Consider the following 24,348-nt stretch of genomic DNA (forward strand, 5'->3'; position numbering starts at 1 on the left):
CACCTGATCGGCTAGCGCGCTATGCAGCTCGCGCAGGTGGACTGGGGGTCCGTGCCGGATTGGCTTGCAGGCATTGGGTCGATTTTGGCGCTCACGTTCGCGTACTTCGCGGTGCGAGCGGCGTTCCGCGCGAACCGCTTCCAGGCTGAGCAGATACGCGACGCGGCGCTAGACAAGCACCGGGAGCAGGCGTCACAGGTCGCGATATGGAGCCCCAATGGCGAGATTAGCAAGACGAGTTCGACCGAAAATTTGATCCTGCATTCGGTGAATAGGTCAGGTCTCCCTGTCTACGGAATTCAGGTTGCCGTGTTCGTAATGCCCTTCGCGTTCACCGAGCAGAAACACAATGACCAGATGCGCCTCATCCACGACGACCCGAGCGGCTGGGCGCTATTGGAGAAGCGTATGCCCGTTCCGCACCCCACGGTCTTCTGCTGGTCGACCGTGATCTCCGTCCTGCCACCGACAGATGAAATTGTCCCGGTCGAAAGCGAGCACTTCATCATCCCAAAAAGTCTCGCCGAGCAATCGCCTGAGGGCTTCGCGGCGTCCCCATTGGTAGCGGCATTCTACCTGGACACAAAATCCGACCCGTGGATTAGAGACTTCAACGGCCGCTTAATTGCGGTTACCGGCCCCGTTGTGGACAAGCTCATGGATCTTCTTGATTTACCTGACGAACCCGTTACGCATCTCTCGGCAGACCAATTAGAAGCCCTACGATGGCTGGGGAACCCCCATGCAGCACACAAAGGTCATCCACAGGCTGGGGCGCCTCCCCTAGCCTGGTAGCGGCGTACCGGTCTGTCACTGCTGCTCCGCCCATGCGTGCAAATGTCCGACATTTTCGAGCGCGCAGAATAGCATCCAAAGCAATGCAGCGACCCGGAAAAGGAATTCGGACTCGAATAGTGCGCAATTGCTGCGCCCCGCACGGAGTGAGCCCGCAATTCCCTCCCGGGTCGCGGTGGCCGTTCCCTCCTGGGCCCTCAGCCCCACAAAGAGGATGAAATGTAGCTAGCTGCCCCGCTTGCCGCCACGAAGAGGGAAACGACCTAATTCAATTGTTCCATTGAAAGGCCAAATCAATGGCTGCCGCCAATTCTACCCGACGGGCCGGTCCATTGCGGCTCCGGACCGGCCCGACCCGTGGAACGTGGACGGCTTGTACGGGTTGTCGAGGATCGCGGAGGCGAGGACGCGCGGGTCGGTCTCGTCCTCGTCGACCGGGGAGGGATCGGTGGGCGTGTCCTCGAAATAGCGGCTGTAGTCGTGAATGACGCGATCGCTGTGCTGCCGGGAGAGCCCGTTCTCGCCCTCGGCCCGCAAACGCGCCATAAACGCGGTCTCCTCGATCAGGGACTCGATCAATTCGTCCTGCTCGTACTTCGGGATACCGCCCGCGAACTGCAACTTGGCGAAATCCTTCTTGCGGAGCGCCTTCCCGGATGCACACGCCCAATTGATGAGCTGCCGCAGGTCCTCGGAACGCTGAAGTGCCATTGGTTCTCCTCCTATTCGTAGTAGCTGATTCCGTCGACGCGGGTTTCGCCGCTTGTCGGGTAGTTATGCGGACCGTCGAGGATTCGCCGGGCGAGGGCGCGCCCGTCGTCGAGGGCTAGAACGTCGTCGTCCTCGGGGTCGGCGCCGCCCCGGAGCCGCCTCTCATTTGGCTTCTCCCGGTCGCCGAACGCGCGGGAGTTGCGGAATACCACCCGCCCCGGTTCCGGGCCGTGGTCGTTGTCCTGGGGGTCGTGCTCGCGCTCCTGCGCCCATTCACGGGCGTACTGCGCGTACACCTCGTCGCTGTATCTGCCCATCGGTCGTTCTCCTTTCCTTTCCCGGTCCCGCCGTTCGCCTATACGGAGAGCCGTGCGGGCGCAAACTTCACGCTTTTCCCCCAAAAAGGGGGGAAAAGCGTGAAGTTGTCGCCCGTGAAGTGCGTGAAGTTCCGCGTGAAGGGCCTTGGCCTGGGAAAACAGGTTCTGCGTGACGTTCGTGAAGTTGCGTGAAGTTGGGGAGCGACTTCACGTCCCGTGAAGTTTGTTCGTGAGGTTCACGAGCCGCCCACCGGGTCCAGCACATAAAGGCTCGTGTTGCCCTGCCCGTCACCGATTCGCCGCACCGGCGTCTTATCATTGGCGACAAGTTTGTCCAGGGCGCGCCGGGCCTTCTGCCGCGCGGCCGGTGTGACGGTCGCGTTGGTCGTGTTCATCCGCATCGCGACCTCGGCAACGGTCACTTCCTCCCCGGGCCGCAGCACATCGAGAACAGTCACGTTCCCTTCCTCGTCGAGAAAGCTGCGTCCGCGCGCGTGATCGTGGCGGATAAAGAGAGGGCCCACATCCGCCGCCGGTTGCTTCAGATGGTGCAGCTTCACCGCGCCATCCCCGGGCCGCCCCTCCAACATCACCACCGACCCGGCGCTCGCAGTGATGAACGCGGAACCAAATACGTCGTCAATACCGGGCGGCCGGTTTTTCGACTGTTCGCGGCCCTCTTTCCGGACGTGATGCATGATAAGCGTCTGGACACCCTCGGCCACGCAGAAATTCATTGCACGGCTAATTCCTTGGCCGATCTGGTTCTCTTTTAGGTCGCCCGGGGTCGCGTCCTTAAGAGAGTCGACAACCACCGTGTCGGCGCCCGTTCTCTCGGCCATCCTGAGAAGCATTTCCGGATCTTTCGCGACGTCGAAATAAAGGGGCCGCCGGTACACGACCAGTCGTTCGTCGAGGTCTTTGCGCGGGTACAGCGTTAGCAGGCGCGCCATGGCGCGGGCGATTTGCGCGGGCCGGTCCATTGCCAAGTAGAGCACCTTCCCAGCGCCCGGCGTGACCGGGAATCCAAGTACAGAGTCAAGGAGACCGAGCCGACCGGCGACTAATTGGACGCCGAGCGTGGTCTTACCGACACCGGTCGGGCCAGCCAATAGGAACGCCTCGCCCTCGGACCACAAAACGTCGTCGCCGGTTCCCCACGCTGCCGGGATCTTTTCGGGCTGGTCGAATACGAATTCGCCTCCGGGGACGAGACCGACGCGCAGTAGGTCGGCGCCAACGGCATCTTCGCGCGTTCGGGTGTTCGGTCCCCCGTCGCGATATACGCGGTTATCCCGGTCGACGTAGACGTCGGTGTCGGGATATTCACGGCCGTAGAGGATCGGCGGTTCGGCCCTACGCAGCGCCATCGCCCTCGTCGGCCTCTCGGTCAGGCACACGGAGCGCGTCGCGGTCCGCAACGATCCGGCGGTGCAGCGCGTCAACGATCGCCTGCGTCCGGAGACCCAATTCAGGTACCGGTGGTAGCGTCGTCGCGCTTTTCCTGTGGTTGCCGGTGCTATTCTTTTCCATACTCGGTTACCTCCAATCTGATCGAGTCGGGTGGGGATTTCGCGGCCCGGGCGACGTAACTAGCCTCCGTTGCCCGGGCTGCAACCGTTGGGCCGCCCCTGGCCTTTCAGGGCCGGTAATCGGGCGGCGCGAGCCGTTCCCTTACTTCCGCCCTGGACCAGCGCTCCACCCGCGCCAGCCTCTCGGTCTCAATGTGCAACTCCCGCGCGGTCAAGCCGAATGTCGACGGCCCGGAGCAGAACGTCGACCCCGCCGTCCGCCACGAATCCGTGATCCCCGACCGGGCCGCCGCGTGACCACGACGGTGGAATCCGTCAGACAGGAATCGCCCTGTCGCGGTGATAGGGTCAACGTCAACGGCATCCCTTTGCAGAGGAATTCCGTGCACGCGGGTTGTGGTGGCCTTGCGATGGCGGTCCCGCCGGGGCGGATCTCCCGGCGGGACCGACTTACTCCGGGCGGTCACCGCGCACCGGCCGTCTCCCGGGTCGCATTGCGCGGGTCGGGGAGGAGGTCGTCAACAGTGCAGCCGAGGGCGTCGGCTATGAGTTGCTGAATATACGGGCGGGGCGGGATGAGCGACCGCTCAATGACGCTGACTGACTGCCTGGGCCGTTCGATCCGCTCCGCGATCACCGATTGCGGCAGCCCGAGTGCGACTCGCATATTGCGCATTCGCATTCCGAATGTATCCACGGCGCCATTGTTTATGCATTTCTTCGACATTGCAACTCGCTTCGGCGCGTCGCAGGCAAATCGAGGTCGCTTTTCGGCTTTCCCGCCGGTGGTGAATAGACGAACGCTGAGGATCACCCACCGGCGGGCACCTCAATCTTCTCGACGAGCGGGTTCTCCGGCGGCAAAAGGAGGACGGTTCGACGTCGCCCAAAGGGATAGTCCGAATCCAACTTCCTCGAAACCGAGGCCGACAATCCGGTCGTCGAGATCGTCGGTGAGCATGAACGTCTCGTACGTCGCGTCGTCCCGTCCCGCGTCGGCGCCTTTACCAGGGTGAGGCCGACCCGCCGCGCGTCCTCGGCAGCCGTCCGCTCCCAGGCCGCCATGCCGTCGGCAGCCCTGTTCGGCCTCAGCCACGCCACGACCGCTACCCCCGGCTCGACGCCCGCTACCCCCGGCTCGACGCCCGGCGGCGGGTGGTGGACGCCTTACGGCGCGCCCTGGCGGCCCGTTCCCTACGCTCCTCGCCCTCGGCCACGAGCCGCCCCACGTAATCGTCCAGCTCGGTGCGCTGGATCAGCCGGAGCGCCCCGTGCTGCACGCAACGGATCGTGCCGTCCGCGATCCACTTGTTCAGCCAGCGCGGCGTGATCCCGAGGATGCGGGCCGCTTCGGCGTGCGGTATGAGCCCGTGCTCATTTATCCATTCCGGGCTCGGTGTCGGTGAGGGCATGGCAATTCTCCTTCCGAAAACGGCGTGACGTCGGAATTGCTCCCGGCAATCGCGCGGACCGAACTCAATCATCCGGCGCGTTCCCGGCTGTGCATTGCCAATTCTGCACACTCGGGCGACGACAGCCAAATCGTCGATGAGGCGTTTGCGTACGAACGCTTACGTGTGCGCACGTACGCTCACTAAAAAGGCGTTTGCGACCGGCGTGTCGCCCTGGCGTGTCCGGATCGATCGGGACTCGGGTCCGACGCGGGCCCGACGCGGGCCCCTGGCGTCGAGCCCGTCTCGGCTCCGAACCTGTGGCGGTCGAATACAGAACGGCCCCGACTCCGGATTGATGGAGTCGGGGCCGTTCTGCGCGAGCGACTATACCGCGATCGGGGCCGTGTTCATCATGACCGCCAGGTCGTCCACCTCGGGGTCCCACGTGTACCGCTGCGTCGTAGCCACCTTCGCGTGCCGCATCAGCCGCATAACATGCATCAGCGGGACGCCCCGGGTCACGAGGTCCTGCGCGAACATGTGCCGCAGGTCGTGCCACCGCGCGGCGACCGGCTCCATGCCATCGACGCCAACAAAAGCGGCCTTCCGGGCCATCTTCCAGCGATACCGGACGTCAGCCGGAGTGAGGAATCGACGCCCGGAATCCGGGTCGCGGAACACGTAGTCCGCCCGCTTCCCCGGCACCCGCGAACGGTGCGCCTTAAGGATCTCGGCGACCTCCGGCGTCATCGGGATCGCCTTCGCCTCCCCGTACTTCGGGCGGTCCCGCTCGACCCCGCCTTCAAGAATTACGTCACGGACAAGAATACGGTTCGTTTCGAAATTCACCGACTCCCATTTCAGCCCACACACCTCCCCGGCTCGCAGACCGCAGTAAGTCGACAGCACCGCCGCCGCGCGCAACCATTCGGGGAGCGCCTTCACGATCAGCGCCCACTCGTCCCGAGTGATCTCTCGGGCCTTCGGACGTCGGTTGCCCGTCTGGATCTTCACGCCCTGCCCGCGTGCCGGGTTCCGAGCCGCGTATCCCTCGTCAACGGCCGCGTCGAGGACGGCCCGCAGCACCGACAGCCGGGCCTGGACTGTCGACTCCCCGCCCACCACGGAGGCGAGGAACGCCTTCACGTCCCCGACGTTGATGGCCGACACAACCATGTCCGCGAGCGCGGACTCCTGAATCTTCCGGACCTGGGCCGCCCGCGACCGCTGCGAGGTCGGTTGGCCGTCCACGTTGTGCCGCTCAAGCCACGAATCGCAGAACGCGCCGAGGGCGATCGGGCGCAACCCGGCACCGCGCGCGGTGGGCGCGGCGACCGCGCCGTACAGGGCGTTGTGCGCCTCCCACGGGGGCGGGGTCGTCCCGCCGCCCTCCGGGTACCGGTCGTACCAGTCGGCGTTCCGCCAGGCGTCGAACGCCTTGCTCGGCCACCGCTTCCCCTTCTCGGGGTTGATGCCCCGGGGCCGCCCCCGGTGCCGCTCCTGACCGCTCGGTGTCGTGTAGCTCTCCACTGCCACTGTCTCGGCCCTTCGCGCGGACGACGCTCGTCCGGCGCCGACTCCGCACGGGCGGACGCTAACCAGGCCCGGCGACGGGTTACGTGGGTACCCCGATGCCATAACGCGAGAGGGAGGGCCGATGGGGGTACGGCCCCCACGCGCTCATCGTCGTGCCTGGTCAGAGCCCTATTCCCGTTATGGAACCATAACACGCTCACATGAGGCCTGAGCAGGCGTTATGGAACCATGGTGCGATCAGGGCGGGCGTGAGCTCGCGTGATGGAACCATGATGCGCACTGCCCTGGAACAGATCACTCGGCGAGCTGCTCGTACGCCGGTCGGAGCAGGTCGCGGACCTTGCGCCGGCGCACCTCGATCGGCAGCTCCGGTACCTGCTCGAGCAGGGCGCCCGGCTCGGGCTCGGCCGGCGCGAAGCGGGTGAGGTCGAGCTCGCCGGCCGCGTAGAACCCGTCGAGCAGCTCGCCGAGGGGACGCGCCGTCTCCTCGGCGACGGGCTCCGGCGCCGCCGTGCTCCCGCGGCGGCGGCGCAGGTTCGCCAGCAGGGTCTCGCGGTCCCGTCCGCGCAGGGCGAGGACCTCGAACGGGTCCGCGTCGAACCGCTCGGCGAGCAGGTAGAACACCGCCGCGAGGTGCTTGCACGGGACCGTGGCGTCCGGACACGTGCAGTCCATGGACAGGTCGCGCTGCGACGCGGGGAACAGCGCCAGCCCGAGCCCGGCGAAGAGTTCCTCGATCTCCGGTGGCATCCCGCCGGCCAGCAGCGTGGCGGCGTACCAGGCGTCGTCGGCCAAGGCCTGCTCGGCCCACGACCAGTCCTGCTTGCCCCACGCCGGGATGCCGATGCGGACCTTGTACGGGGTCGGCCGGGTGCCCTGCACCAGCGCGACGACGGCGCCGGCATCGACCTCGCAGGACACGATCTGCCCGGAGCGGGCGTAGTTGCGCCCGCGCGCCATGCGCCCGCCGACGCCGAGCGACTCCAGCACCGCGATGAACCGCGCCGACCACCAGGTGCGAGCCACGGTGCCGCGGGTGGAGTGGATCTGGATGCCGCCCTCGACGCGCAGCGGCCGGCGCGGCACGTCCTCCTGGGCCCAGAACGGCTGGTCGCTCATGGCTCGGTCCTCATTCGTCGGCCACCGCCTCCGTGCCCAGGGCGAAGACCGACCGCAGCTCGCCCGTGGACAGTTCCGTGAGCCATCCCTCGCCGTCACTGATCACCATGTCCGACAACGCCTTCTTCGACTCGATCAGCGCGTCGATCCGCTCCTCGACGGTGCCGGGGCACACGAACTTCCGGACCTGGACCGTGCGCCCCTGGCCGATGCGGAACGCCCGGTCCGTGGCCTGTTCCTCGACGGCCGGGTTCCACCAGCGGTCCAGGTGCACGACGTGGTTGGCCGCGGTGAGCGTGAGCCCCGTGCCGCCGGCCTTGAGCGACAGCAGGAAGATCGACGGGCCGTTGCCGGACTGGAAGCGCTCGACCATCGCGTCCCGCTGCTTCTTCGGCGTGCCGCCGTGCAGGTGCAGCACCTCCTGGTCGAACCGGGCGGACAGGTGCGGCACCAGCATCGACGCGAACTCGGTGAACTGCGAGAACAGCAGCACCTTGTCGCCCTCGGCCAGGATCTCGGCCAGCAGCTCCTCGAGCCGCGCGACCTTGCCGGAGCGCTTCCCGATCGCCGAGCCGTCGTGCAGCAGCTGGGCGGGGTGGTTGCACACCTGCTTGAGCTTGGCCATCGCGGCCAGCACGTTGCCGCGGCGCTGGATGCCGACCGAGTCCTCGATCTTCTCCATCATGTCGTCGACGATCGTGCGGTAGAGCGAGGCCTGCTCGCGGGTGAGGTGGTACTCCTGCGTGATCTCGATCTTCTCCGGCAGGTCGTCGATCACCGTGGGGTCGGTCTTCAGCCGGCGCAGCAGGTACGGCCGGGTGATGCGGCGCAGCGTCTCCGCGGCCTCCGGGCTGCCGTGCCGCTCGATCGGCACCGAGAACCGCTGCCGGAAGCGCTCCGGGGTGCCGAGCATGCCGGGGTTGAGGAAGTCCATGATCGACCACAGCTCGGCCAGCCGGTTCTCCATCGGCGTGCCGGTGAGGGCGATCCGGTGCCCGGCGACGATCCGCCGTGCCGCCTTCGACGGGGCCGCGTTGCTGTTCTTGATCGCCTGCGCCTCGTCCAGCACCAGGCGGTGCCAGGGCAGCGACTCCAGCTCCTCGATGTCCCGCGACGCGGTGCCGTAGGTGGTGACCACGATGTCGGTGTCCGCCAACCGCTCGCGCAGCGCCTCGCCGCGCGGCCGGCCGGGACCGTGGTGAGCGTGGACGCGCAGGTCCGGCGCGAACCGTGCCGCCTCCCGCTGCCAGGTGCCGACCAGCGACATCGGGCAGAGGATCAGCGTGGGACCGGGCGGGACCTCTTGCCGTTCGCGTGCCTCGAGGGCCAGGAGCTGGATCGTCTTGCCCAGGCCCATGTCGTCCGCCAGGCAGGCGCCGAGGCCGAGCGACGAGAGGAACGCGAGCCAGGACAGCCCGCGCTTCTGGTAGGGCCGCAGCTCGGCCCGGAACCCCGGCGGCGGGTCGAGCGGCTCGAGCGTGCGGTCCGCCGTGCCGCCGAGCAGGTCGCCGATCCAGCCCTCCGCGGCGACCGAGGTGATCGGCAGAGGGGTGTCGACGGCGCCCTGGGCCAGTGCCAGCGCGTCCGCCGCCGTGCCGGAGCCGCGGCGGGAGTTCTGCCGGCGCAGGAACTCCAGGCCGCGGGCCAGCGCGTCCGCGTCGACGCTCACCCACTGGCCGCGGATCCGGACCAGCTTGGCCTTGGCCGCGACCAGCGCGGCGATCTCCTCCTCGTCGAGCTCCTCGTCGCCGGCGGCGAGGGTCCAGCGGAACCTCGCGAGCTCCTCCCGGCCGAGCCCACCGCGCGTGACGACGCCCGGTGCCGGCGGCGAGGACACCGACAGCCGCAGCCCGAGCGGGCGCCGCCCGGTCCAGCCCGCCGGGAGCTGCACGCCGAAGCCCGCCGCGAGCAGCCGCGCGGCGTCCTCGGTGAGGAAGCGGTGCGCCTCGTCGAGCTCGAGATCGAGCTCCTCGGGCCGGGCCTGGCGCAGCGCACCGGTGAGCGGCGGGTAGACCAGCGCGGCCCGGCCCAGCTCGGCCAGCAGCAGCTCCTGCGCCGAGGTGATCAGCCGGTCGGCGCGCCCCGCCCAGACGTCGTCGGCCGGGAGGACCAGGCTCGGGTCCTCGGTCGACTGCAGCTGGAACTCCAGCACCCAGCGCGTGCCGTCGCCGGTCTGGTCCAGCGGGTCGTCCCCGGGGTCCCCGGGATCGTGCAGGGTGCTGATCTCCGCGAGGCGGAAGGTCGCGCGGGCCGGCCCGGTCTCCTCGGTCGTGACTGCGTCCCACGGGCCGAGCGCGTCCGCCAGCGTGGCGAGCTCCCGCTCCGTCGCCTCGAACCGCGGGTCCGGCCCGGCGAGGGCCGCGAGCCAGGCCTCCGTGGCGGGCAAGGCCTTCGGCGCGCGGCCGCGGCGCGGCGGGACGAGGGCGACGGGCGCGTCCGCCCGGGCCAGGCGCTCGCGGACCGCGGCGTCGACCAGGGTGTCGAGGGCGCCGTCGACCAGCAGGTCGGGGGAGTGGCCGGCGGTGTCGCCGGTGCGCCGCTGCTCGGCCCGGCCCACCGGGGGCAGCGCCTCGACGAGCGAGCGGCGGGCCACGGCGTCGAGCCCCTGGACCACGGGCCGCCACCGCGCCTCGGGCCCCGGCCGCAGGGTGGGCAGGACGCGCCCGCGGGCGGCGAGATCGTCGGCGAAGGCCGCGAGGGCCCGCAGGTGGGCGACGGAGGCGCCGTACCGCACGTCCTCGGCCGGGTCGGCCAGCTCGCCCGGCTCGACCACGACCGCAGGCACGGTCCACGGCGTCAGCGACACCTCGGACGACCGCCGGCCGGACGCCGTGCGGCGTACCAGCTCGGGCGACTCCACCGGCCCGCTCGCGCGGGAGGGGAGCAGCAGGGTGATCGAGGTCTGCTTGCCGGGGTGGATCCCGGCCAGCTGCGACGCCGGCACGGCGAACGGGTGCGGCCGCGCGCTCCGCAGCGAGCGACGCGAGGTGGTGGCCGGGCGCTCGCCGTCCTCCGCCCAGAGCACGACGCCCCGGGCGGGGGACCAGAGGGCGTGGACGACCAGCACGGAACCAGGCTACGAGCCACCCCCGACAGTTCCGTACCCCTGCCACGATCACCCGCGAGTCGGCGGTTTCAGGACACCGAACGACACATCCCCGGCGACGACGATGTGCAACTCGGTCGCGCGGAAGTGCGCCGACTCGCGCTTGCGGCTGTGATCGTCGTCTGCGGGCAGCCGGGGCAGGCGCACCCGCCCTCAGTGCACCTCGACGACGATCACGACACATCCCGGAATGCGCGACTCGGTCGCCCATAAGTCCCGACTCGCGGTGCCGGAAGTCCCGACTCGCGGTGCCGGAGCTCCCGACTCGCGGGGGCGAGGGCGCGACTGGCGGGGGTTACAGGGCGTACTGCGGGCGGGCCTCGAGCGGGACGAGGTCGACGTAGTCCGGGTGCTTCTCGATCCACCCCCGGATGAAGGGGCAGTCCGGGTAGACGGCCAGCCCGCGCTTCCGGGCGTTGTCCAGCGCGAAGCGCGCGAGCTTGCCGCCCAGGCCCTGCCCCTCGTACATCGAGTCGATCTCGGTGTGCGTGAAGGTGATCTTCCCGGGCTCGGCGCGGTAGTTCGCGAAGCCGGCGAGCCTCCCGTCGACGTGGATCTCGAATCTGGACCACTCGGCGACGTCGAGGAGCATGGGCTCGGTCATGCCGTCGATCCTCCCAGGCCCCCGTGCGGCACGTACGAGGCGGGGATCACGCCGAGCTTCCCCTTCTGGTAGTCCTCGAAGGCAGCCAGCACCTCGGCCCGAGTGTTCATGACGAACGGGCCGCCCCACGCGACCGGCTCGCGGATCGGCCGCCCGCCGAGCAGCACGAGGTCGAGCGCCGGGGTGCGCGAGTCCTGCCCGCGGTTCCCCGCCACCGTGATCAGGTCGCCCGGCCCGAACAGCGCCAGCTGCCCCTCACGGATCGGCCGCTCGTCCTTCCCGACGGTCCCGGCGCCGGACAGCACGTAGACGAGGGCGTTGAAGTCCCGCCGCCACGGCAGCCGCATGCGGGCACCGGGGGAGACGGTCGCGTGCATCATCGCCATCGGCGTGTAGGTCGACCCCGGGCCCTCGTGCCCGGCCAGCTCGCCGGCGATCACCCGGATCAGGGCGCCGCCGTCGGGCGTGGTGAGCAGGGCGGACTCGCGGGCGCGCAGGTCCTGGTACTTCGGCTCCAGCCACTTCTGCGCCTTCGGCAGGTTCACCCACAGCTGCAGGCCGTGGAACAGCCCGCCGCTGGCCACCAGCGCCTCCGGCGGCCGCTCGATGTGCAGGAGCCCGCCGCCGGCCGTCATCCACTGCGTGTCGCCGTTGGTGATGTTCCCGCCGCCGCCGTGGCTGTCCTGGTGCTCGAACTCGCCGTCGATGATGTAGGTGACGGTCTCGAACCCGCGGTGCGGGTGCCACGACGTGCCCTTCGGCTCGCCGGGCGCGTACTCCACCTCGCCCATCTGGTCCATGTGCAGGAAGGGGTCGAGATCGCGCAGGTCGACCCCCTGGAAGGCGCGGCGCACGGGGAAGCCCTCGCCCTCGTACCCGCGCGGCGCGGTGGTGACGGACCGGACCCCGCGGTCGAGGTCGGTGGGTCCGGGCTCGGGGACGCGCGGCAGCGCGGTGACGTCGGCGACGGTGACGGCGGGCATCGGGACCTCCCGGGTCGGCGAGCATCTGCTTGAGCTCGCAACTACCTGGCTCAACCATAGCCCACCCCGTGGTGTTCCATCATGGTCCCGTGCACCGACCCGTCCGGCCCGCCACCCTCGACGACCTGCCCGCCGTCGCGGCGGTCTACGCCCCGTACGTCGAGCGGACGGTCACGACGTTCGACGAGGAGATCCCCGACCTGGACACGTGGCAGGCCAAGCTCGCCGCGCTCACCGCGGGCGCCCTGCCCTTCCTCGTCGCCGAGCTCGACGGCCGGGTCGCCGGTTTCGCGTACGCCTCGCCCTGGCGGGGCGCCAAGGCCGCGTACCGGCGGACCGTCGAGAACACCGTGTACCTCGCCGAGGACGCAGCCGGGCGCGGTCTCGGCAGGGCGTTGCTCGCCCGCCTGCTCGACGAGTGCCGCACGGCCGGTTTCGAGCAGGTCGTCGCCGTGATCGCGGACCCGGAGGGCAACCCGGCCTCGGTCGCGCTGCACCGGCGGGCCGGGTTCCGCGAGGTCGGGGTGCTGCGCGGGGTCGGGCGCAAGCACGGCCGGGTCCTCGACACCGCGCTCTTCCAGCGCTCCCTCGACGACGACCGGGCACCGTGATCGTCGGACGGTCTCGACCGGCTGCCCGCCCCGGACCAGACTGACCCGGTCGCCCCCGCACCGGAGCGGGGGCCGGACCGGAGGGGGCCGCGTGGCCGAGCCGACCGTCGTGCTGGAGAAGCTGTCGTTCCTGGAGGGCCCGCGCTGGCTCGCGGGCCGGGTCTGGGTGAGCGACTTCTACACCCACCGGGTGCTCAGCGCCGAGGCCGACGGGAGCGACCTGCGGGTCGAGGCGACCGTGCCCGCCCAGCCCTCGGGGACCGGACTGCTGCCCGACGGCCGGGTGCTGATCGTGTCGATGCGCGACCAGAAGATCCTGCGCCGCGAGCAGGACGGCACGCTGGTCACGCACGCCGACCTGAGCGGCCTCGCCCGCGGGGTGCTCAACGACATGGCGGTCGACCGGCAGGGCCGCTGCTGGGTCGGGTGCTTCGGCTTCGACCTGATGGGGGGCGCCGACCTGGAGCCCGGGCTGATCATGCGGGTCGACCCCGACGGCGCGGCGGAGGTCGTGGCCGAGGAGGTCTACTTCCCGAACGGCACGGTGGTCCGGGACGACACGCTCGTCGTCGCCGAGAGCTTCGGCAACCGCATGTCCGCCTTCGACATCCGGCCGGACGGCTCCCTCGGCGGCCGGCGGGACTGGGCGCGGTTCGGCGACCTGCCCGCCTCGCGGAACATCGGCGAGATGCTGCCCGGCCTGTCCGTGGTGCCCGACGGCATCGCGGAGCCCGACGCCGAGGGCGCGATCTGGGTGGCCGACGCCGACCACCACCGCGCCGTCCGGGTCCGCGAGGGCGGGGAGATCCTCGACGAGATCACGCTCGGCGAGCTGCAGACCTACGCCGTGGCGCTGGGCGGCGAGGACGGCCGCACCCTCTTCCTGGCCGCCGCCCCCAGCTTTCTCGAGCACGAGCGCCGCGACACCCGGGACGCGGTGCTGCTGTCGACCCGCGTCGAGGTGCCCCTGGCGTCGTAGGCTCGGCGGGTGCCGTCCCTCGACGAGCGCGCGTGCCGGGAGCGGCTCGCGGCGCATCCCGTCGCCCGGCTCGCCACGCTGCGTGCGGACGGCACCCCCCGCCTCGTCCCGATCACGTTCGCGCTGGTCGACGGCCTGGTCTGCTCGGCCGTCGACGAGGTGAAGCCGAAGCGGAGCACGCGGCTGGCCCGGCTCGCGGACGTCGCACGGGATCCGCGGGCCGCCGTCGTCGTCGACGAGTACGCGGACGACTGGGCGCAGCTGTGGTGGGTCCGCGTGGACGGCAGCGCGGCGGTCCACGAGGCCGGCGCGCTGCGGGAGCGGGCGCTCGACGCCCTGCAGGCGAAGTACCCGCCCTACCGCGACGCGCGGCCGCGCGGCCCGCTGCTCGTCCTGACGCCGGAGAGGATCACCGGCTGGTCGGCACGCTGACCGCGGCGGGGACCAGCCCCAGCTGACGGAGCAGGCCCAGCTCGTCCAGCCGGCCCCAGCGCTCGACGATGCGGTCACCCTCGATCCGGAAGACGTTGATCCCGCGCAGCACCACCGTGGCACCGGTCGGCGGGACGCCCATGAACTCGCCCCGGTGCGTGCCGCGCGCGGTGAACCGCTCGACGACGACGTCGCCCTCGGCCACCAGCTGCTCGAGGTCGCTGTGCCAGTCGGGGAAGGCGGCCCGGAACATCGCCGCCGCGCGGCGCAGGGCCTCCCGGCCGGCCGGTACGTCCGGCACCGGCGGGTCGTGGTCGACGAAGTGGGGGGCGAGGTAGCGGTCCACGGCGTCGAGCTCGCCCCGCGTGAAGAGGGCCTGGATGAACTCGTCCACGAGCTGCTTCGTACCGGCGGGCCGGTCGGTGGCGGTGTCTGTGCTCATGGCGGGAGGGTCCGCCCACCCGCGGCCGCCGACCATCCCACCGATCTGGGATGGCCTCCGGTCGCGCGGAGGGCGACACTGCACCGATGGCCGGGCGGGTGGACCGCGGGCGGGTCGAGCGCGAGCTCGTCCGGCAGTGCCACGCGGGCCTGTCGCTGCCGGACCTGCGCGAGCGGGTCCTGCGGTCGCTGCGCAGGATCGTGCCGGTCGACGCGGCGTTCGTCGCCACCGCGGACCCGGTGACCCTCCTCTTCACCGGCGCCCACGCGGAGGAGCCGCTGGCGGGCTCGACCGCGCGGTTCCTGGAGAACGAGTTCTCCGGGTCGGACGTCAACCGGTTCGCCGCGCTCGCGACCGCCCCCCGGCACGTGAGCTCGCTCGACCTCGCGACGAGGGGCGAGCGCGCGGCGAGCCCGCGCTACGACGAGATCATGCGGCCCCTCGGGCTGGGCGACGAGCTGCGGGCGGCCCTCGTCGCGAGCTCCGAGTGCTGGGGGTACCTGTGCCTGCACCGGGAGGACGGCGAGCGCGGGTTCACCCGGCGGGAGCTGGAGCTGGTCGCCCGGGTCGGGCCGCACCTGGCCGCGGGGATCCGGGACGCGGCGGCGCGTGCGGCGGCCACAGCCGGACCGGATCGACCCGGCGTCCTGCTGGTGTCCGACGATCTCGCCCTCGTGGCGAGCACGCCGGAGGCCCGGGCTCTGGCGGAGCTGCTCGACGACGGCCCGGGCGAGCTGCCCGTGGCCGTGCAGGCGGTGGCGGGGGCGCTGCTGGCGGCCGAACGGGGACGGGTACCGATGCCGCTGGGCTGCACCGTGCCCACCCGGCCCGGGGGCTGGGTGCGCCTGAGTGCGTCGCGGCTGACCGGCACCGGCCTGGTGTCCGTGGTCCTCGACCCGAGCGGGCCGGGCTCGACGACGGCGGCCCGGCTGGCGGCGCACGCCCTCAGCCCGCGTGAGGCGGAGGTCGCCACGCTGGTGCTGCGGGGACGGTCGACCCGCGAGATCTCGGCGGCACTGCTCATCTCGGCGCACACCGTGCAGGACCACCTCAAGTCGGTCTTCGACAAGACGGGCGTCCGGAGCCGACGGGAGCTCGTCGGGCTCCTCCTCGGCGGACGGCCCGGCTGAGCCGGGGCGTCACAGCCCGCGGAGCCAGCCCGTCACCACGGCGTCGACGAGGGCGGGGCGCTCGAGGTGCGGGGCGTGGCCGCCGTGGAGGAACAGCAGGTCGGTGTCGCCGCGGGCGGCGTCGCGGACCGCCTCGACGTGGACGGCGGTGCCGTACGGGTCGGCGTCGCCCTGGATCCCCAGCACCGGGCAGGTGATCCCGGTGAGCTCCGGGCGCAGGTCCCAGTCCCGGAACGCGGGGTCGAGCCAGACGTCGTTCCAGTTGCGGAAGCACACCTCGGCGTCGCGGTGGTGACGGGCCATCCGCCGGGCCAGGTCGCCGGAATCGAAGGCGCGCTTGGCCTCCTCGATCGCCCGCAGCCCGATCTCCTCGACGAGCACGTGCGGGGCCAGCACGACCAGCCCGGACACCGGCAGGGCCGCCGCGGCCAGCAGCGCGATCGAACCGCCGTCGCTGTGCCCCACGAGGACCGGCTCGCCGAGGTCCAGCGCCTCGACGAGCGCCGGGACGACGGTCGCGGCCTCCTCGTGCATGAAGCGGACGGTGCGCTTGGCGGGCGGGAGGTCCGAGAAGCCGTGGCCGAGCCGGGAGTAGGCGACCGCCCGCCGTCCGGTGGCCTCGGCGACGCGCCGGTGGAAGCCGCGCCACAGCCCCACCGACCCCAGCCCCTCGTGCAGGAAGAGCAGCGGGGCACCGGTGCCGGGCACGTCCTCGTACTCGTAGGCGGCGCCGTCGATCTCGACCCGGTTCACGCCCGCGAGTCTAGGAGCGTGATCAGCTTCCGCGGGGCCACGGTGCGGTAGGCGTCCGTGACGAGCTCGGCGATCTCGTCCCAGTCGACCTCGACGTCGAGCCGGACGCCCACCCAGCCGCGGGCGCCGACGTAGGGCGGCCGGAAGAACCGTTCCGGATCGGTCGCGACCAGCTCCTCCTGCACCCCGGGCGGCGCGGCGCACCAGAAGGCGAGCCGGTCGTCGTGGTGGTGGTCGGCGAAGGTCACGAAGGTCCTGCGCACGAACCATGTCGGTTCCCCGTGGCTGATCTTCTCGGTGACCTCGGGCAGCGCGAGGCAGAGCGCACGCAACCGGTCGAGCGGGGTCACCGTGCTCACGGGGCCGCCGGGCGGTAGGTCCCGAAGCACCAGACGTTGCCCTCCGGGTCGGCGACGGCGAACTCGCGGGACCCGTAGGGCTGGTCCGTCAGCCCGTACACCAGCTCGGCCCCGGCGCCGATCGCCTCGTGCAGGGCGTCCGGGGTGTCGGTGGTGAGGTAGAGGACGGCGCGGCCGGTGTCGAAGCGGTCGTCCCCGCCGGACCGGCTGCCGATCATGACCGCGGTGTCCTCCCAGTACGCCTCGGCGTGCCCGATCGACCCGTCGTCGGCCGTCACGACGGGGCCGGGGGTCAGTCCGAGGGTGCCGGTGAGGAAGTCGAGCGCGGCGCGCGGGTCGTCGTAGCGCAGTGTCACGTGGATGCCCATGCCGGAGAACCTAGGAGTCGGCGACCGGCATGGCTTGAACGAATGCGCACCGGTAGGCCGACGGCGTGACCCCGGCCAGCGCGCGGAACTCCCTGGTCAGATGGGCCTGGTCGGCGTACCCGCACTCCACGGCCACGGTGGCGAGGTCGTGCCGCGGGCCGGGCGCTCCGAACGGCCCGCCGCCGACGACCAGCCCGGCCGCCCGCTCGAACCGCAGCACCCGGGCCGCGGTCTTCGGGGCCAGTCCGACCTGCGCCCGGAACCGGTCGAGCAGGTGCCGGCGGCTCCAGCCCGTCTCCGCGGCCAGCTCGGCGATCCCGACCAGGCCGGCCCGGCGTACCAGGGCCCGCCACGCCCAGGTGACCTCGGGATCGGGCGCGCGGGCGGTGTCCGCGAGCAGCCGTCCGGCCAGGAACGCCTCGACGTGCGCGAACCGCGCCGGCCAGTCCGGTTCCGCGGCGAGCCGGTCGGGCAGGGCCGCGAGCCCGGGGTCGTCGAGCTCGTCGAGGGCGGGAACCGCGCCGGTGAGCTCCGCCGTCGGCCGCCCGAGCAGCACGAACACCCCGAGCGGCGTGAGATCCACCTGCACCCCGTGCTGGTGGCCGCGGAACTCGGTGTGCACCGCCGCCGTCTGCATCCCGGCCAGGAATGCGCGGGGCGCGGCCGGTCCGGCGGGCCCGTGGAGCCGCAGCGGACCGCCGAAGCCGAGGATCAACGCGCAGGACCCGACGGGGGCCTGCAACCGGCGCAGCGGCGTGGCGCTGAACTCCCGGTACCCCTGCAGGCGGCGGACGTAGCGGCGCAGTGCCGGATGCGGCGCCACGGTCACGTACTCGTCCGCCTCCACCGCCCGAGTGTGGCCCGTATCGCCCGATCGGCGCGAGCCCCCATAATGCGCGGATGCACGGGCCGCAGGCACAGCTCGCGGCGGACGTCGTCGCCGACCTGCCGGTGGGCCTGTTCGCGCTCGACGCCACGGGCGGCGTGCTCCTGTGGAGCGCCGAGGCCGCGCGGCTCACGGGCTGGTCGGCCGACACGGTCGTCGGCCGCAGCGGCCTCGACCCGGTCCGGCCGCCGGTCGACCTCGCCGCGGCCCGGGACATGCTGGCCCGCGCCCGCTCCGGGCGGGTCAGCGACCCGCTGCCCGCCGTGGTCCCCACCGGTCGCCTCCTCTACGTGCACGCCGCACCCGGGTCCGGCGAGGTCGCCGTGGTCGGGGTGCTGCAGGACGCCACCGACGCGCGCGTCGGCGTCGAGGCGTTCTCGCTGCTCGAGGCGTTGTGGCAGAACGCCCCGGTCGGGTTGGCGTACTTCGACCACGACCTGCGGTTCCGGCGGGTCAACTCCGCTGTGACCACGATCGACGGCGGCACGGCCGACGACCGCATCGGGCGCTCCCTGGAGGAGGTGCACGGTGAGACGGGGGTCCGGATCGGCCGGCTGCTGCGCCGGGTCCTCGACGAGGACCGGCCGATCACCCAGAGCCCCTTCACCGGGCGGCTGTGGCACGGCCGCGGCCCGGAGCAGTCCTGGATGGTCAACTGCTACCCGGTCCACGACCGCGACGGCAGCGTCCTCGGCGCCGGCCTCGTGGTCGTCGACATCACCGAGGCCGAGCACACCCGGCGCGAGCTCGCCGAGCTGGCCGCGGCCCGCGAGTCGCTGCTGCGCCGCTACCGCAGCCTCGTCGACGCCACGTCGGCCGCGGTGTGGATCCGCGAGCCCGACGGCAGCGCGCGCGAGGACTCGCCGAGCTACCGGGCCGTCACCGGGCAGGCCCCGCGCGAGTACGCGGGCTGGGGCTTCCTCGACGCCATCCACCCCGAGGATCGCCGGCGCAAGCGGGCGGCGTGGGAGGCGGCCGTCGCGCGGGCCCGGACGGGCGAGGACGCGGGCTTCGAGCACGCCCACCGGCTGCGCACGGCCGCCGGCGGGTACCGGTGGTTCCGGTCCCGGGCCGTCCCGGTCCGCGAGGACGGGCGGCTCGTCGAGTGGGTCGGCACCGAGACCGACATCGACGACGAGTTCCGGTCCCGGCACCGGCTGGACGTCCTGGCCGGGGCCACCCTCGCCGTCAACCGGGCGCTCGACCCCGAGACCGAGCTGCTCGCCCTGGCCGACGCCGTCGTGCCCGAGTTCGCGGACCTCTGCCGGGTCTACCTCGTCGACGAGGCCCGCCCGCTCGAGCCGGGGCACCCCGTGCACGGCCGTCGTTCGGTCACCCGGGCCGCACCCGGCCTGCCGCCGGTGCCCGGCGACATCGGCGCGGACGGCGCGGCACGGTTCGTGTTCGGGTCGGACCACCCGTTGGCGCGCAGCGTGCGGACCGGCCGGCCCGAGCTGGAGCTCGACCCGCTCGAGGTCGAGCACTGGGCCGGCACGCCCGAGATGTACTCGTGGGCCCGCGAGGTGCGGATGAACTCCCGGCTGGTCGCGCCGGTCATCTCCGGGGGCCGGGTGATCGCGGGCCTGCTGTTCGCGAGCTGCGGCGACCGGCTGCCCTACACCGCCGACGACCTGGCGCTGGTCACCGAGCTCGCCGCCCGGGCGTCGGCTGCCGTCGAGCACGGGCGGCGGTTCCAGCAGACCCGGCAGGTGTCGCTGGCGCTGCAGGAGTCGATGCTCACCGAGCCGCCGGCGATGGCCGAGGTCGGCATGGGCGGGATCGAGGTCGCCGTCCGCTACCGCCCCGCCGCCGCGGAGCTGGAGGTCGGCGGCGACTGGTACGACGTGTTCCGGCTGCCCTTCGGGGACCTCGCGCTCGCGGTCGGCGACGTGGCAGGGCACGACCTGGCCGCCGCCGCCACGATGGGGCAGCTCCGCAGCATGTTGCGCGCGTTGGCCTTCGACACGGACGGTGCGCCGTCGGACGTGCTGCGCCGGCTCGACCGGGTCGCCTCGCGCCTCGACGTCACCCGCTTCACCACGCTCCTGCACGGGCGCGTGCTGCTCCGCGGCGATCACCGGCTCTTCCGCTGGTCCAACGCCGGGCACCCGTCCCCGCTGGTCGTCGAGGCGGCCGGGACCGCCCGGTACGCGACCGGCGCCGTCGACGTCGTGCTCGGGGTGGACCCGGACCGGCTGCGGCACGACCAGGAGATCGAGCTCGTCCCCGGCGCCACCCTCGTGCTCTACACCGACGGGCTCGCCGAGCGCCGCGACGACGTCGACGACCGCGGCGCCCGCGACCTGCTCACCCTCGCCGAGGCCGGGGCGCACCTGGACCTGGAGGCCTTCTGCGACCACCTGGTGGCCGGGTCGCCCGCCGACACCGGCGACGACATCGTCGTGCTGGCGGTGCGGTACCGGGCGTGACCGGGCCGGGCACGGGCCCTCCGCGTACGCTCCCGGCATGATCGACCCGGTCGCCCGCGCGGCGGCCCTCGCCGCGGGCGGGCGGGCCCTGCTCGGCATCGCCGGGGCGCCCGGCTCCGGCAAGACCACGCTCGCGGCGCACGTGGCCGCCGCGGTCCCCGGCGCGGTGCACGTGCCGATGGACGGCTTCCACCTGGCCGACGTCGCGCTCGACAGGCTGGGCAGGCGGGACCGCAAGGGCGCCCCGGACACGTTCGACGCGGCGGGCTACCTCGCGCTGCTGCGCCGGCTGCGCACGGGCGAGCCCGGGCCCGTGTACGCGCCGATGTTCGAGCGGGACCTGGAACAGCCGCTGGCCGGGGCGATCGCGGTGCCACCGGACGCCCGGCTGGTCGTCACCGAGGGCAACTACCTGCTGCTGCCCGACGAGCCCTGGCCTGCGGTGGCGGCCGAGCTCACCGAGGTCTGGTTCTGCGACCTGCGCGAGGAGCTGCGGCTGCGCCGGCTCGTGGACCGGCACGTACGGTTCGGCAAGGCGCCCGGCGCGGCGGAGGAGTGGGTGCGGCGGGTCGACGGGCCCAACGCCGAGCGGGTCGCCGCGACCCGGGACCGCGCGGACCTGGTGGTGCCGAGCGCGGTGCTGGAGACCCTGGGCCCCTGAAAAGTCTGCGCCCCTGAGGAATCCTGCGCTCCTGACCTCGTGGGTTCAGCGCCAGGGGGCGACGCGGGCCCGGCGCGACAGCCGGACGTCGCACTCGATCCCGTCCGGGTCCAGGCCGGTCAGCACGGCGATCAGGTCGCGGGCCGCGGCCTCGGCGTCGCGCATGTCCCGGACCGCGGTGGCGGCCTCGATCTCCGGGACGTAGAGCACCAGGCTGCGGTCCGACGGCCAGGCGTCGACCGCGAACCGTCGTGGGGTGCTCACCCGATCCACGGTAGACCCGCGCCGGGCCCGGGGCACTCAGCCGCAGGGCGTGATCGAGCAGTCCTGGCGCTGGGCCGTGGGCGGGGACCCGGGGGCGGTGGTGGCGGGGCCCTCCTCGCCCGGGAACAGCGTGTCGTCCCGGTCGGGCAGCGCGCCGCTGCCGGGCGGCGGCTCCGTGGTCGGGGTGACCGGCGTCGGCGGGGGCGGCGGGACCTCGGACGTCGCGCTCGGGGGCGCGCTGGGCGTCGGCGTGGCGCTGGGCGTCTCGTTGGGCGGGAGGTCCGACGCGGGCTCGCCGATCGGGCGGTAGCTGCCGAAGCCGTCCTGCTGCGGCTCCTCCTCGATCGCCTGCTTCATGAACGTCTGCCACATCTCGCCCGGCAGGGTCCTGCCCTCGACCGGGGTGCCGGACGCCGTGCGGATCGGCGAGTTCATGTCCGTGCCGATCCACACCGCGGTGGCCAGGTCCGGGGTGAAGCCGGAGAACCAGGCGTCGTTGTTCTCGCCTTCGAACCGGGACTGCACCGTGCCCGTCTTGCCCGCGACCGGGCGGCCGATGCCGAGCCCGTCGTTCGGCACCACGCCGAGCATGGCCTCGACGGTGTTGCGCGCCACCTGCTCGCTGAACCGCCGCTCGCCCTGCGACTCCGGCGCCTCGTAGAGCACCCGGTCGTCCGCGGTCACCACCCTCGAGATGAAGTGCGGGGCGTGCCAGACGCCGCCGTCGGCGATCGTGGCGTAGGCCGACGCCAGCTCCAGCGGCGTGACCTCCTTGTTCCCGAGCGCGAGCCGGGCGTCGGGGTTGTCCAGCGGCGAGGTGATGCCGGCGGCGCGCGCGGCCGCGGCGACGTTCGCCGGCCCGACCTTGGCCGCCAGCTTGGTGAAGATGACGTTGTTGGAGATCGTCATGGCCTGCTTGATGTCGCAGCGCGGGCAGTCCGCGCCGTCGGCGTTGCGCAGGCCGGACTGCTCGCTGCCGTCGAACACCGTGCCGAGGCCGATCGGCGGGTCGTGGCTCAGCGCGGCGAGCACCACGAACGGCTTGAACGTGGAGCCGGGCTGCTTGCTCACCCGGGCGTAGTCGAGACCCACGCCGTTCTCGCCGCCGTAGTAGGCGCTGACCCCGCCGGTCCTCGGGTCGATCGCGACGACGGCCGAGCGCAGGTTGTCCGGCTGTCCGTCGAGCGTCTCCCGCGCGGCCTCGACCGCCCGCCGCTGCTGCTCCGGGTCGATCGTGGTGGTGATCCGCAGGCCGTCCTGCGCCATCTCCTGGTCGGTGATGCCCAGCGAGTCCAGCTCCGCCTTCACCGCGTTGACGACGTGCCCGCGGCTGTCGGAGAAGGAGCCGCTGCCGGGCGTGGCCTTGCGTTGCTGCGTGGCGGGGAAGGTGGCGGCGGCGCGGTCGCCGGGGGCGAGCCAGCCCTGGCCGACCATGCCGTCCATCACGAAGTCCCAGCGCTGCACGGCCTTGTTCGGGTCGATCGCCGGGTCCCAGCGCGACGGCGACTGGATCACCCCGGCCAGCAGCGCGCCCTCGGCCACGGTCAGCTGGCCGACGTCCTTGCCGAAGTACGCCTGGCTCGCCGACTGGATGCCGTAGGCGCCGCGGCCGAAGTAGATCGTGTTCAGGTAGTCGGTGAGGATCTCGTCCTTCGACTTCTCCTGGTTGACCTTCAGCGACACGATCAGCTCCTTGTACTTGCGCCACAAGGAGACCTGGTCGCCGACCAGGGCGTTCTTCACGTACTGCTGGGTGATCGTCGAGCCGCCGCCGACACCGCCCTGCAGCTGGTTCCACACCGCGCGCAGGATGCCGGTGAAGTCGAAGCCCGGGTTGGAGTAGAAGCTGCGGTCCTCGGCGGACAGCACGGCCTCGCGGACGTGCACCGGGATCTGGTCGACCGTCACCTTGGTCCGGTTGCCCTGCTCGGGGACGAGCCGGGTCAGGTCCGTGCCGTCGGCGAAGGAGATCGTCGCGACCTGGTTGTTGACGGCGTCGTCCGCGGTCGGCACGGAGAAGGCGAGCCAGCCGATCCCGAGGGCGAGCAGGGGCAGCACGAGGAGTGCGGCCAGCCCGCCGAGGACACCCCACTTGACGCGCCGGCGTCGACGCGCGGTGCGTTGCGCCGGGGTGAGCGGGCGGCGGTGCGCCGATCCGCCGAGGCGCCGGCGCAGCAGCTCGAGCGGGCCCTGCGGTGCGGGGGGCTCGGTCGCGGGGGTCAGCCCGGTGGCGGTGGCGGTCGCCCGCTTCGGGTCCGGGGTCTGCCACCAGCCGACGCCGGTGCGCGTGCGGGAGCGGCGGCTGCGGGCGCGGGGAACGGCCGGACGACGGGTGGGGTCGCCGGTGCGGGTCGATCCCGTGGTCCCTGTGGTCCCGGTCGTGCCGGCCCCGCTGCGCGCCGTGGTGCCCGTGCCGCGGGAGCGGTCGGACGGGCGGGACGCGGCGCCGGTTCGTGGGCTGCGCGCCACGTCGCCGCTGTCGTCGGTCGAGCTGGTGCGCGGTGCGGTGCTGCGGGCGCCGGTGGCGCTGGTGCGTGGTGGGGTGGAGCGGTCGGCGGTGGATCCGGTGCGCGGCGGGGTGGAGCGGTCGCTGGTGGGGTCGTTGCGCGTCGAGGTGGAGCGGTCGGGCCGCCCGTCCCCGCGGGACGGGGTCGAGCGCGACGACGGGCTCTCGGCGGCGCGCCGCGGCGGGGGCGGCAGCGGACGCCCGGACCCGGGCGGACCGGCGAGCGGGCCGGGACGGCCCGGCACGTCCGGACGGGCGGGCGGCGGAACCGGCGGCACGGGACGGCGCGGTGGGGCGGTGCGGGGACGCGGCTGCTGCTGCGGCGGCGGGCCCTGTCGGCTCGCGCGCGGCGCCGGTCCGTGACCTCCTCCGGGCACTGTCGCTCGTCCTCCCCGTCGTCCGCCGTTCCTCCCGGCCCGGTGGCCGTGCGG

General features: G+C 72.3%; 24 protein-coding genes. 7 read left to right on the top strand and 17 right to left on the bottom strand.

Features of this window, described 5'->3' with window-relative positions; genetic code table 11:
* Positions 1 to 21 precede the first annotated feature (21 nt).
* Complete coding sequence (locus ACQP04_RS16990) at positions 22 to 795, top strand: hypothetical protein (protein ID WP_433507999.1); 774 nt, start codon at positions 22 to 24, stop codon at positions 793 to 795.
* 312 nt (positions 796 to 1,107) lie between these two features.
* Here ACQP04_RS16990 and ACQP04_RS16995 read toward each other — a convergent pair whose 3' ends face one another.
* The 10 genes from ACQP04_RS16995 to ACQP04_RS17040 all read right to left on the bottom strand — a co-directional run bounded on the left by ACQP04_RS16995 (position 1,108) and on the right by ACQP04_RS17040 (position 12,097).
* Entirely contained in the window at positions 1,108 to 1,506 is a 399-nt protein-coding gene (locus ACQP04_RS16995; protein ID WP_433508000.1) for a hypothetical protein, read from the bottom strand.
* Between the two features lie 11 nt (positions 1,507 to 1,517).
* Positions 1,518 to 1,823, bottom strand: coding sequence for a hypothetical protein (locus tag ACQP04_RS17000; RefSeq protein ID WP_433508001.1), 306 nt, complete (start codon positions 1,821 to 1,823; stop codon positions 1,518 to 1,520).
* A 236-nt stretch (positions 1,824 to 2,059) separates the two neighbouring features.
* Positions 2,060 to 3,193 (bottom strand): AAA family ATPase, encoded by a 1,134-nt coding sequence (locus tag ACQP04_RS17005; protein ID WP_433508002.1) that lies wholly within the window; start codon positions 3,191 to 3,193, stop codon positions 2,060 to 2,062.
* A gap of 625 nt (positions 3,194 to 3,818) precedes the next feature.
* Complete coding sequence (locus ACQP04_RS17010) at positions 3,819 to 4,169, bottom strand: helix-turn-helix domain-containing protein (protein ID WP_433508003.1); 351 nt, start codon at positions 4,167 to 4,169, stop codon at positions 3,819 to 3,821.
* 313 nt (positions 4,170 to 4,482) lie between these two features.
* Positions 4,483 to 4,767 carry a helix-turn-helix domain-containing protein gene (locus ACQP04_RS17015; protein WP_433508004.1) on the bottom strand — a complete coding sequence of 95 codons (285 nt, stop codon included), beginning with the start codon at positions 4,765 to 4,767 and terminating at the stop codon, positions 4,483 to 4,485.
* 366 nt (positions 4,768 to 5,133) lie between these two features.
* Entirely contained in the window at positions 5,134 to 6,279 is a 1,146-nt protein-coding gene (locus ACQP04_RS17020; RefSeq protein ID WP_433508005.1) for a tyrosine-type recombinase/integrase, read from the bottom strand.
* A 300-nt stretch (positions 6,280 to 6,579) separates the two neighbouring features.
* Positions 6,580 to 7,404, bottom strand: a complete 825-nt coding sequence (locus ACQP04_RS17025; RefSeq protein WP_433508006.1) for an SWIM zinc finger family protein — start codon at positions 7,402 to 7,404, stop codon at positions 6,580 to 6,582.
* A gap of 10 nt (positions 7,405 to 7,414) precedes the next feature.
* Positions 7,415 to 10,471 carry an SNF2-related protein gene (locus tag ACQP04_RS17030; protein WP_433508007.1) on the bottom strand — a complete coding sequence of 1,019 codons (3,057 nt, stop codon included), beginning with the start codon at positions 10,469 to 10,471 and terminating at the stop codon, positions 7,415 to 7,417.
* 334 nt (positions 10,472 to 10,805) lie between these two features.
* A complete protein-coding gene (locus ACQP04_RS17035; RefSeq protein WP_433508008.1) occupies positions 10,806 to 11,114 on the bottom strand; it encodes a GNAT family N-acetyltransferase in 309 nt (102 codons plus the stop codon).
* Positions 11,111 to 12,097: a pirin family protein gene (locus ACQP04_RS17040; RefSeq protein ID WP_433508009.1), complete on the bottom strand. Its 987-nt coding sequence runs from the start codon at positions 12,095 to 12,097 to the stop codon at positions 11,111 to 11,113. Before ACQP04_RS17040 ends, ACQP04_RS17035 begins: the two co-directional genes overlap by 4 nt.
* An 89-nt stretch (positions 12,098 to 12,186) precedes the next feature.
* Here ACQP04_RS17040 and ACQP04_RS17045 point away from each other — a divergent pair, with 89 nt between their 5' ends.
* From ACQP04_RS17045 to ACQP04_RS17055, 3 genes are all read left to right on the top strand, one after another.
* Positions 12,187 to 12,708 (top strand): N-acetyltransferase family protein, encoded by a 522-nt coding sequence (locus ACQP04_RS17045; RefSeq protein ID WP_433508010.1) that lies wholly within the window; start codon positions 12,187 to 12,189, stop codon positions 12,706 to 12,708.
* A gap of 91 nt (positions 12,709 to 12,799) precedes the next feature.
* A complete protein-coding gene (locus tag ACQP04_RS17050; RefSeq protein WP_433508011.1) occupies positions 12,800 to 13,687 on the top strand; it encodes an SMP-30/gluconolactonase/LRE family protein in 888 nt (295 codons plus the stop codon).
* Positions 13,688 to 13,696: 9 nt separating this feature from the next.
* Entirely contained in the window at positions 13,697 to 14,119 is a 423-nt protein-coding gene (locus ACQP04_RS17055; protein WP_433508012.1) for a TIGR03668 family PPOX class F420-dependent oxidoreductase, read from the top strand.
* On the opposite strand, the gene ACQP04_RS17060 is transcribed toward ACQP04_RS17055, so the two are convergent.
* A complete protein-coding gene (locus ACQP04_RS17060) occupies positions 14,097 to 14,561 on the bottom strand; it encodes an ester cyclase (RefSeq protein WP_433508013.1) in 465 nt (154 codons plus the stop codon). The two genes, ACQP04_RS17055 and ACQP04_RS17060, sit on opposite strands and share 23 nt — an antisense overlap.
* An 86-nt stretch (positions 14,562 to 14,647) precedes the next feature.
* Here ACQP04_RS17060 and ACQP04_RS17065 point away from each other — a divergent pair, with 86 nt between their 5' ends.
* Positions 14,648 to 15,691, top strand: a complete 1,044-nt coding sequence (locus ACQP04_RS17065; protein ID WP_433508014.1) for a response regulator transcription factor — start codon at positions 14,648 to 14,650, stop codon at positions 15,689 to 15,691.
* A gap of 9 nt (positions 15,692 to 15,700) precedes the next feature.
* Here the strand turns inward: ACQP04_RS17065 and ACQP04_RS17070 are convergent, their stop codons facing one another.
* From ACQP04_RS17070 to ACQP04_RS17085, 4 genes are read right to left on the bottom strand one after another with little or no spacing between them, the layout of a single operon-like run.
* Positions 15,701 to 16,444 carry an alpha/beta fold hydrolase gene (locus ACQP04_RS17070; protein ID WP_433508015.1) on the bottom strand — a complete coding sequence of 248 codons (744 nt, stop codon included), beginning with the start codon at positions 16,442 to 16,444 and terminating at the stop codon, positions 15,701 to 15,703.
* The gene (locus ACQP04_RS17075) at positions 16,441 to 16,794 is read right to left on the bottom strand and encodes an MmcQ/YjbR family DNA-binding protein (RefSeq protein WP_433508382.1); all 354 of its coding nucleotides are present in this window, start codon (positions 16,792 to 16,794) and stop codon (positions 16,441 to 16,443) included. Before ACQP04_RS17075 ends, ACQP04_RS17070 begins: the two co-directional genes overlap by 4 nt.
* Positions 16,795 to 16,799: 5 nt before the next feature.
* Entirely contained in the window at positions 16,800 to 17,171 is a 372-nt protein-coding gene (locus ACQP04_RS17080; protein WP_433508016.1) for a VOC family protein, read from the bottom strand.
* A 10-nt stretch (positions 17,172 to 17,181) separates the two neighbouring features.
* The gene (locus tag ACQP04_RS17085; protein ID WP_433508017.1) at positions 17,182 to 18,018 is read right to left on the bottom strand and encodes a helix-turn-helix domain-containing protein; all 837 of its coding nucleotides are present in this window, start codon (positions 18,016 to 18,018) and stop codon (positions 17,182 to 17,184) included.
* Between the two features lie 53 nt (positions 18,019 to 18,071).
* Between ACQP04_RS17085 and ACQP04_RS17090 the strand changes: the two genes are divergently transcribed.
* On the top strand, positions 18,072 to 20,486 hold the full coding sequence (locus ACQP04_RS17090; protein WP_433508018.1) for a SpoIIE family protein phosphatase: 2,415 nt from the start codon (positions 18,072 to 18,074) through the stop codon (positions 20,484 to 20,486).
* 37 nt (positions 20,487 to 20,523) lie between these two features.
* Positions 20,524 to 21,147, top strand: coding sequence for a nucleoside/nucleotide kinase family protein (locus ACQP04_RS17095; RefSeq protein ID WP_433508019.1), 624 nt, complete (start codon positions 20,524 to 20,526; stop codon positions 21,145 to 21,147).
* Between the two features lie 45 nt (positions 21,148 to 21,192).
* Here ACQP04_RS17095 and ACQP04_RS17100 read toward each other — a convergent pair whose 3' ends face one another.
* Complete coding sequence (locus ACQP04_RS17100; protein ID WP_037044254.1) at positions 21,193 to 21,411, bottom strand: hypothetical protein; 219 nt, start codon at positions 21,409 to 21,411, stop codon at positions 21,193 to 21,195.
* 36 nt (positions 21,412 to 21,447) lie between these two features.
* Positions 21,448 to 24,162 (bottom strand): transglycosylase domain-containing protein, encoded by a 2,715-nt coding sequence (locus ACQP04_RS17105; RefSeq protein ID WP_433508020.1) that lies wholly within the window; start codon positions 24,160 to 24,162, stop codon positions 21,448 to 21,450.
* Positions 24,163 to 24,348: the final 186 nt, after the last annotated feature.

This window comes from Pseudonocardia halophobica, assembly GCF_050948485.1.
GTDB lineage: Bacteria > Actinomycetota > Actinomycetes > Mycobacteriales > Pseudonocardiaceae > Pseudonocardia > Pseudonocardia halophobica.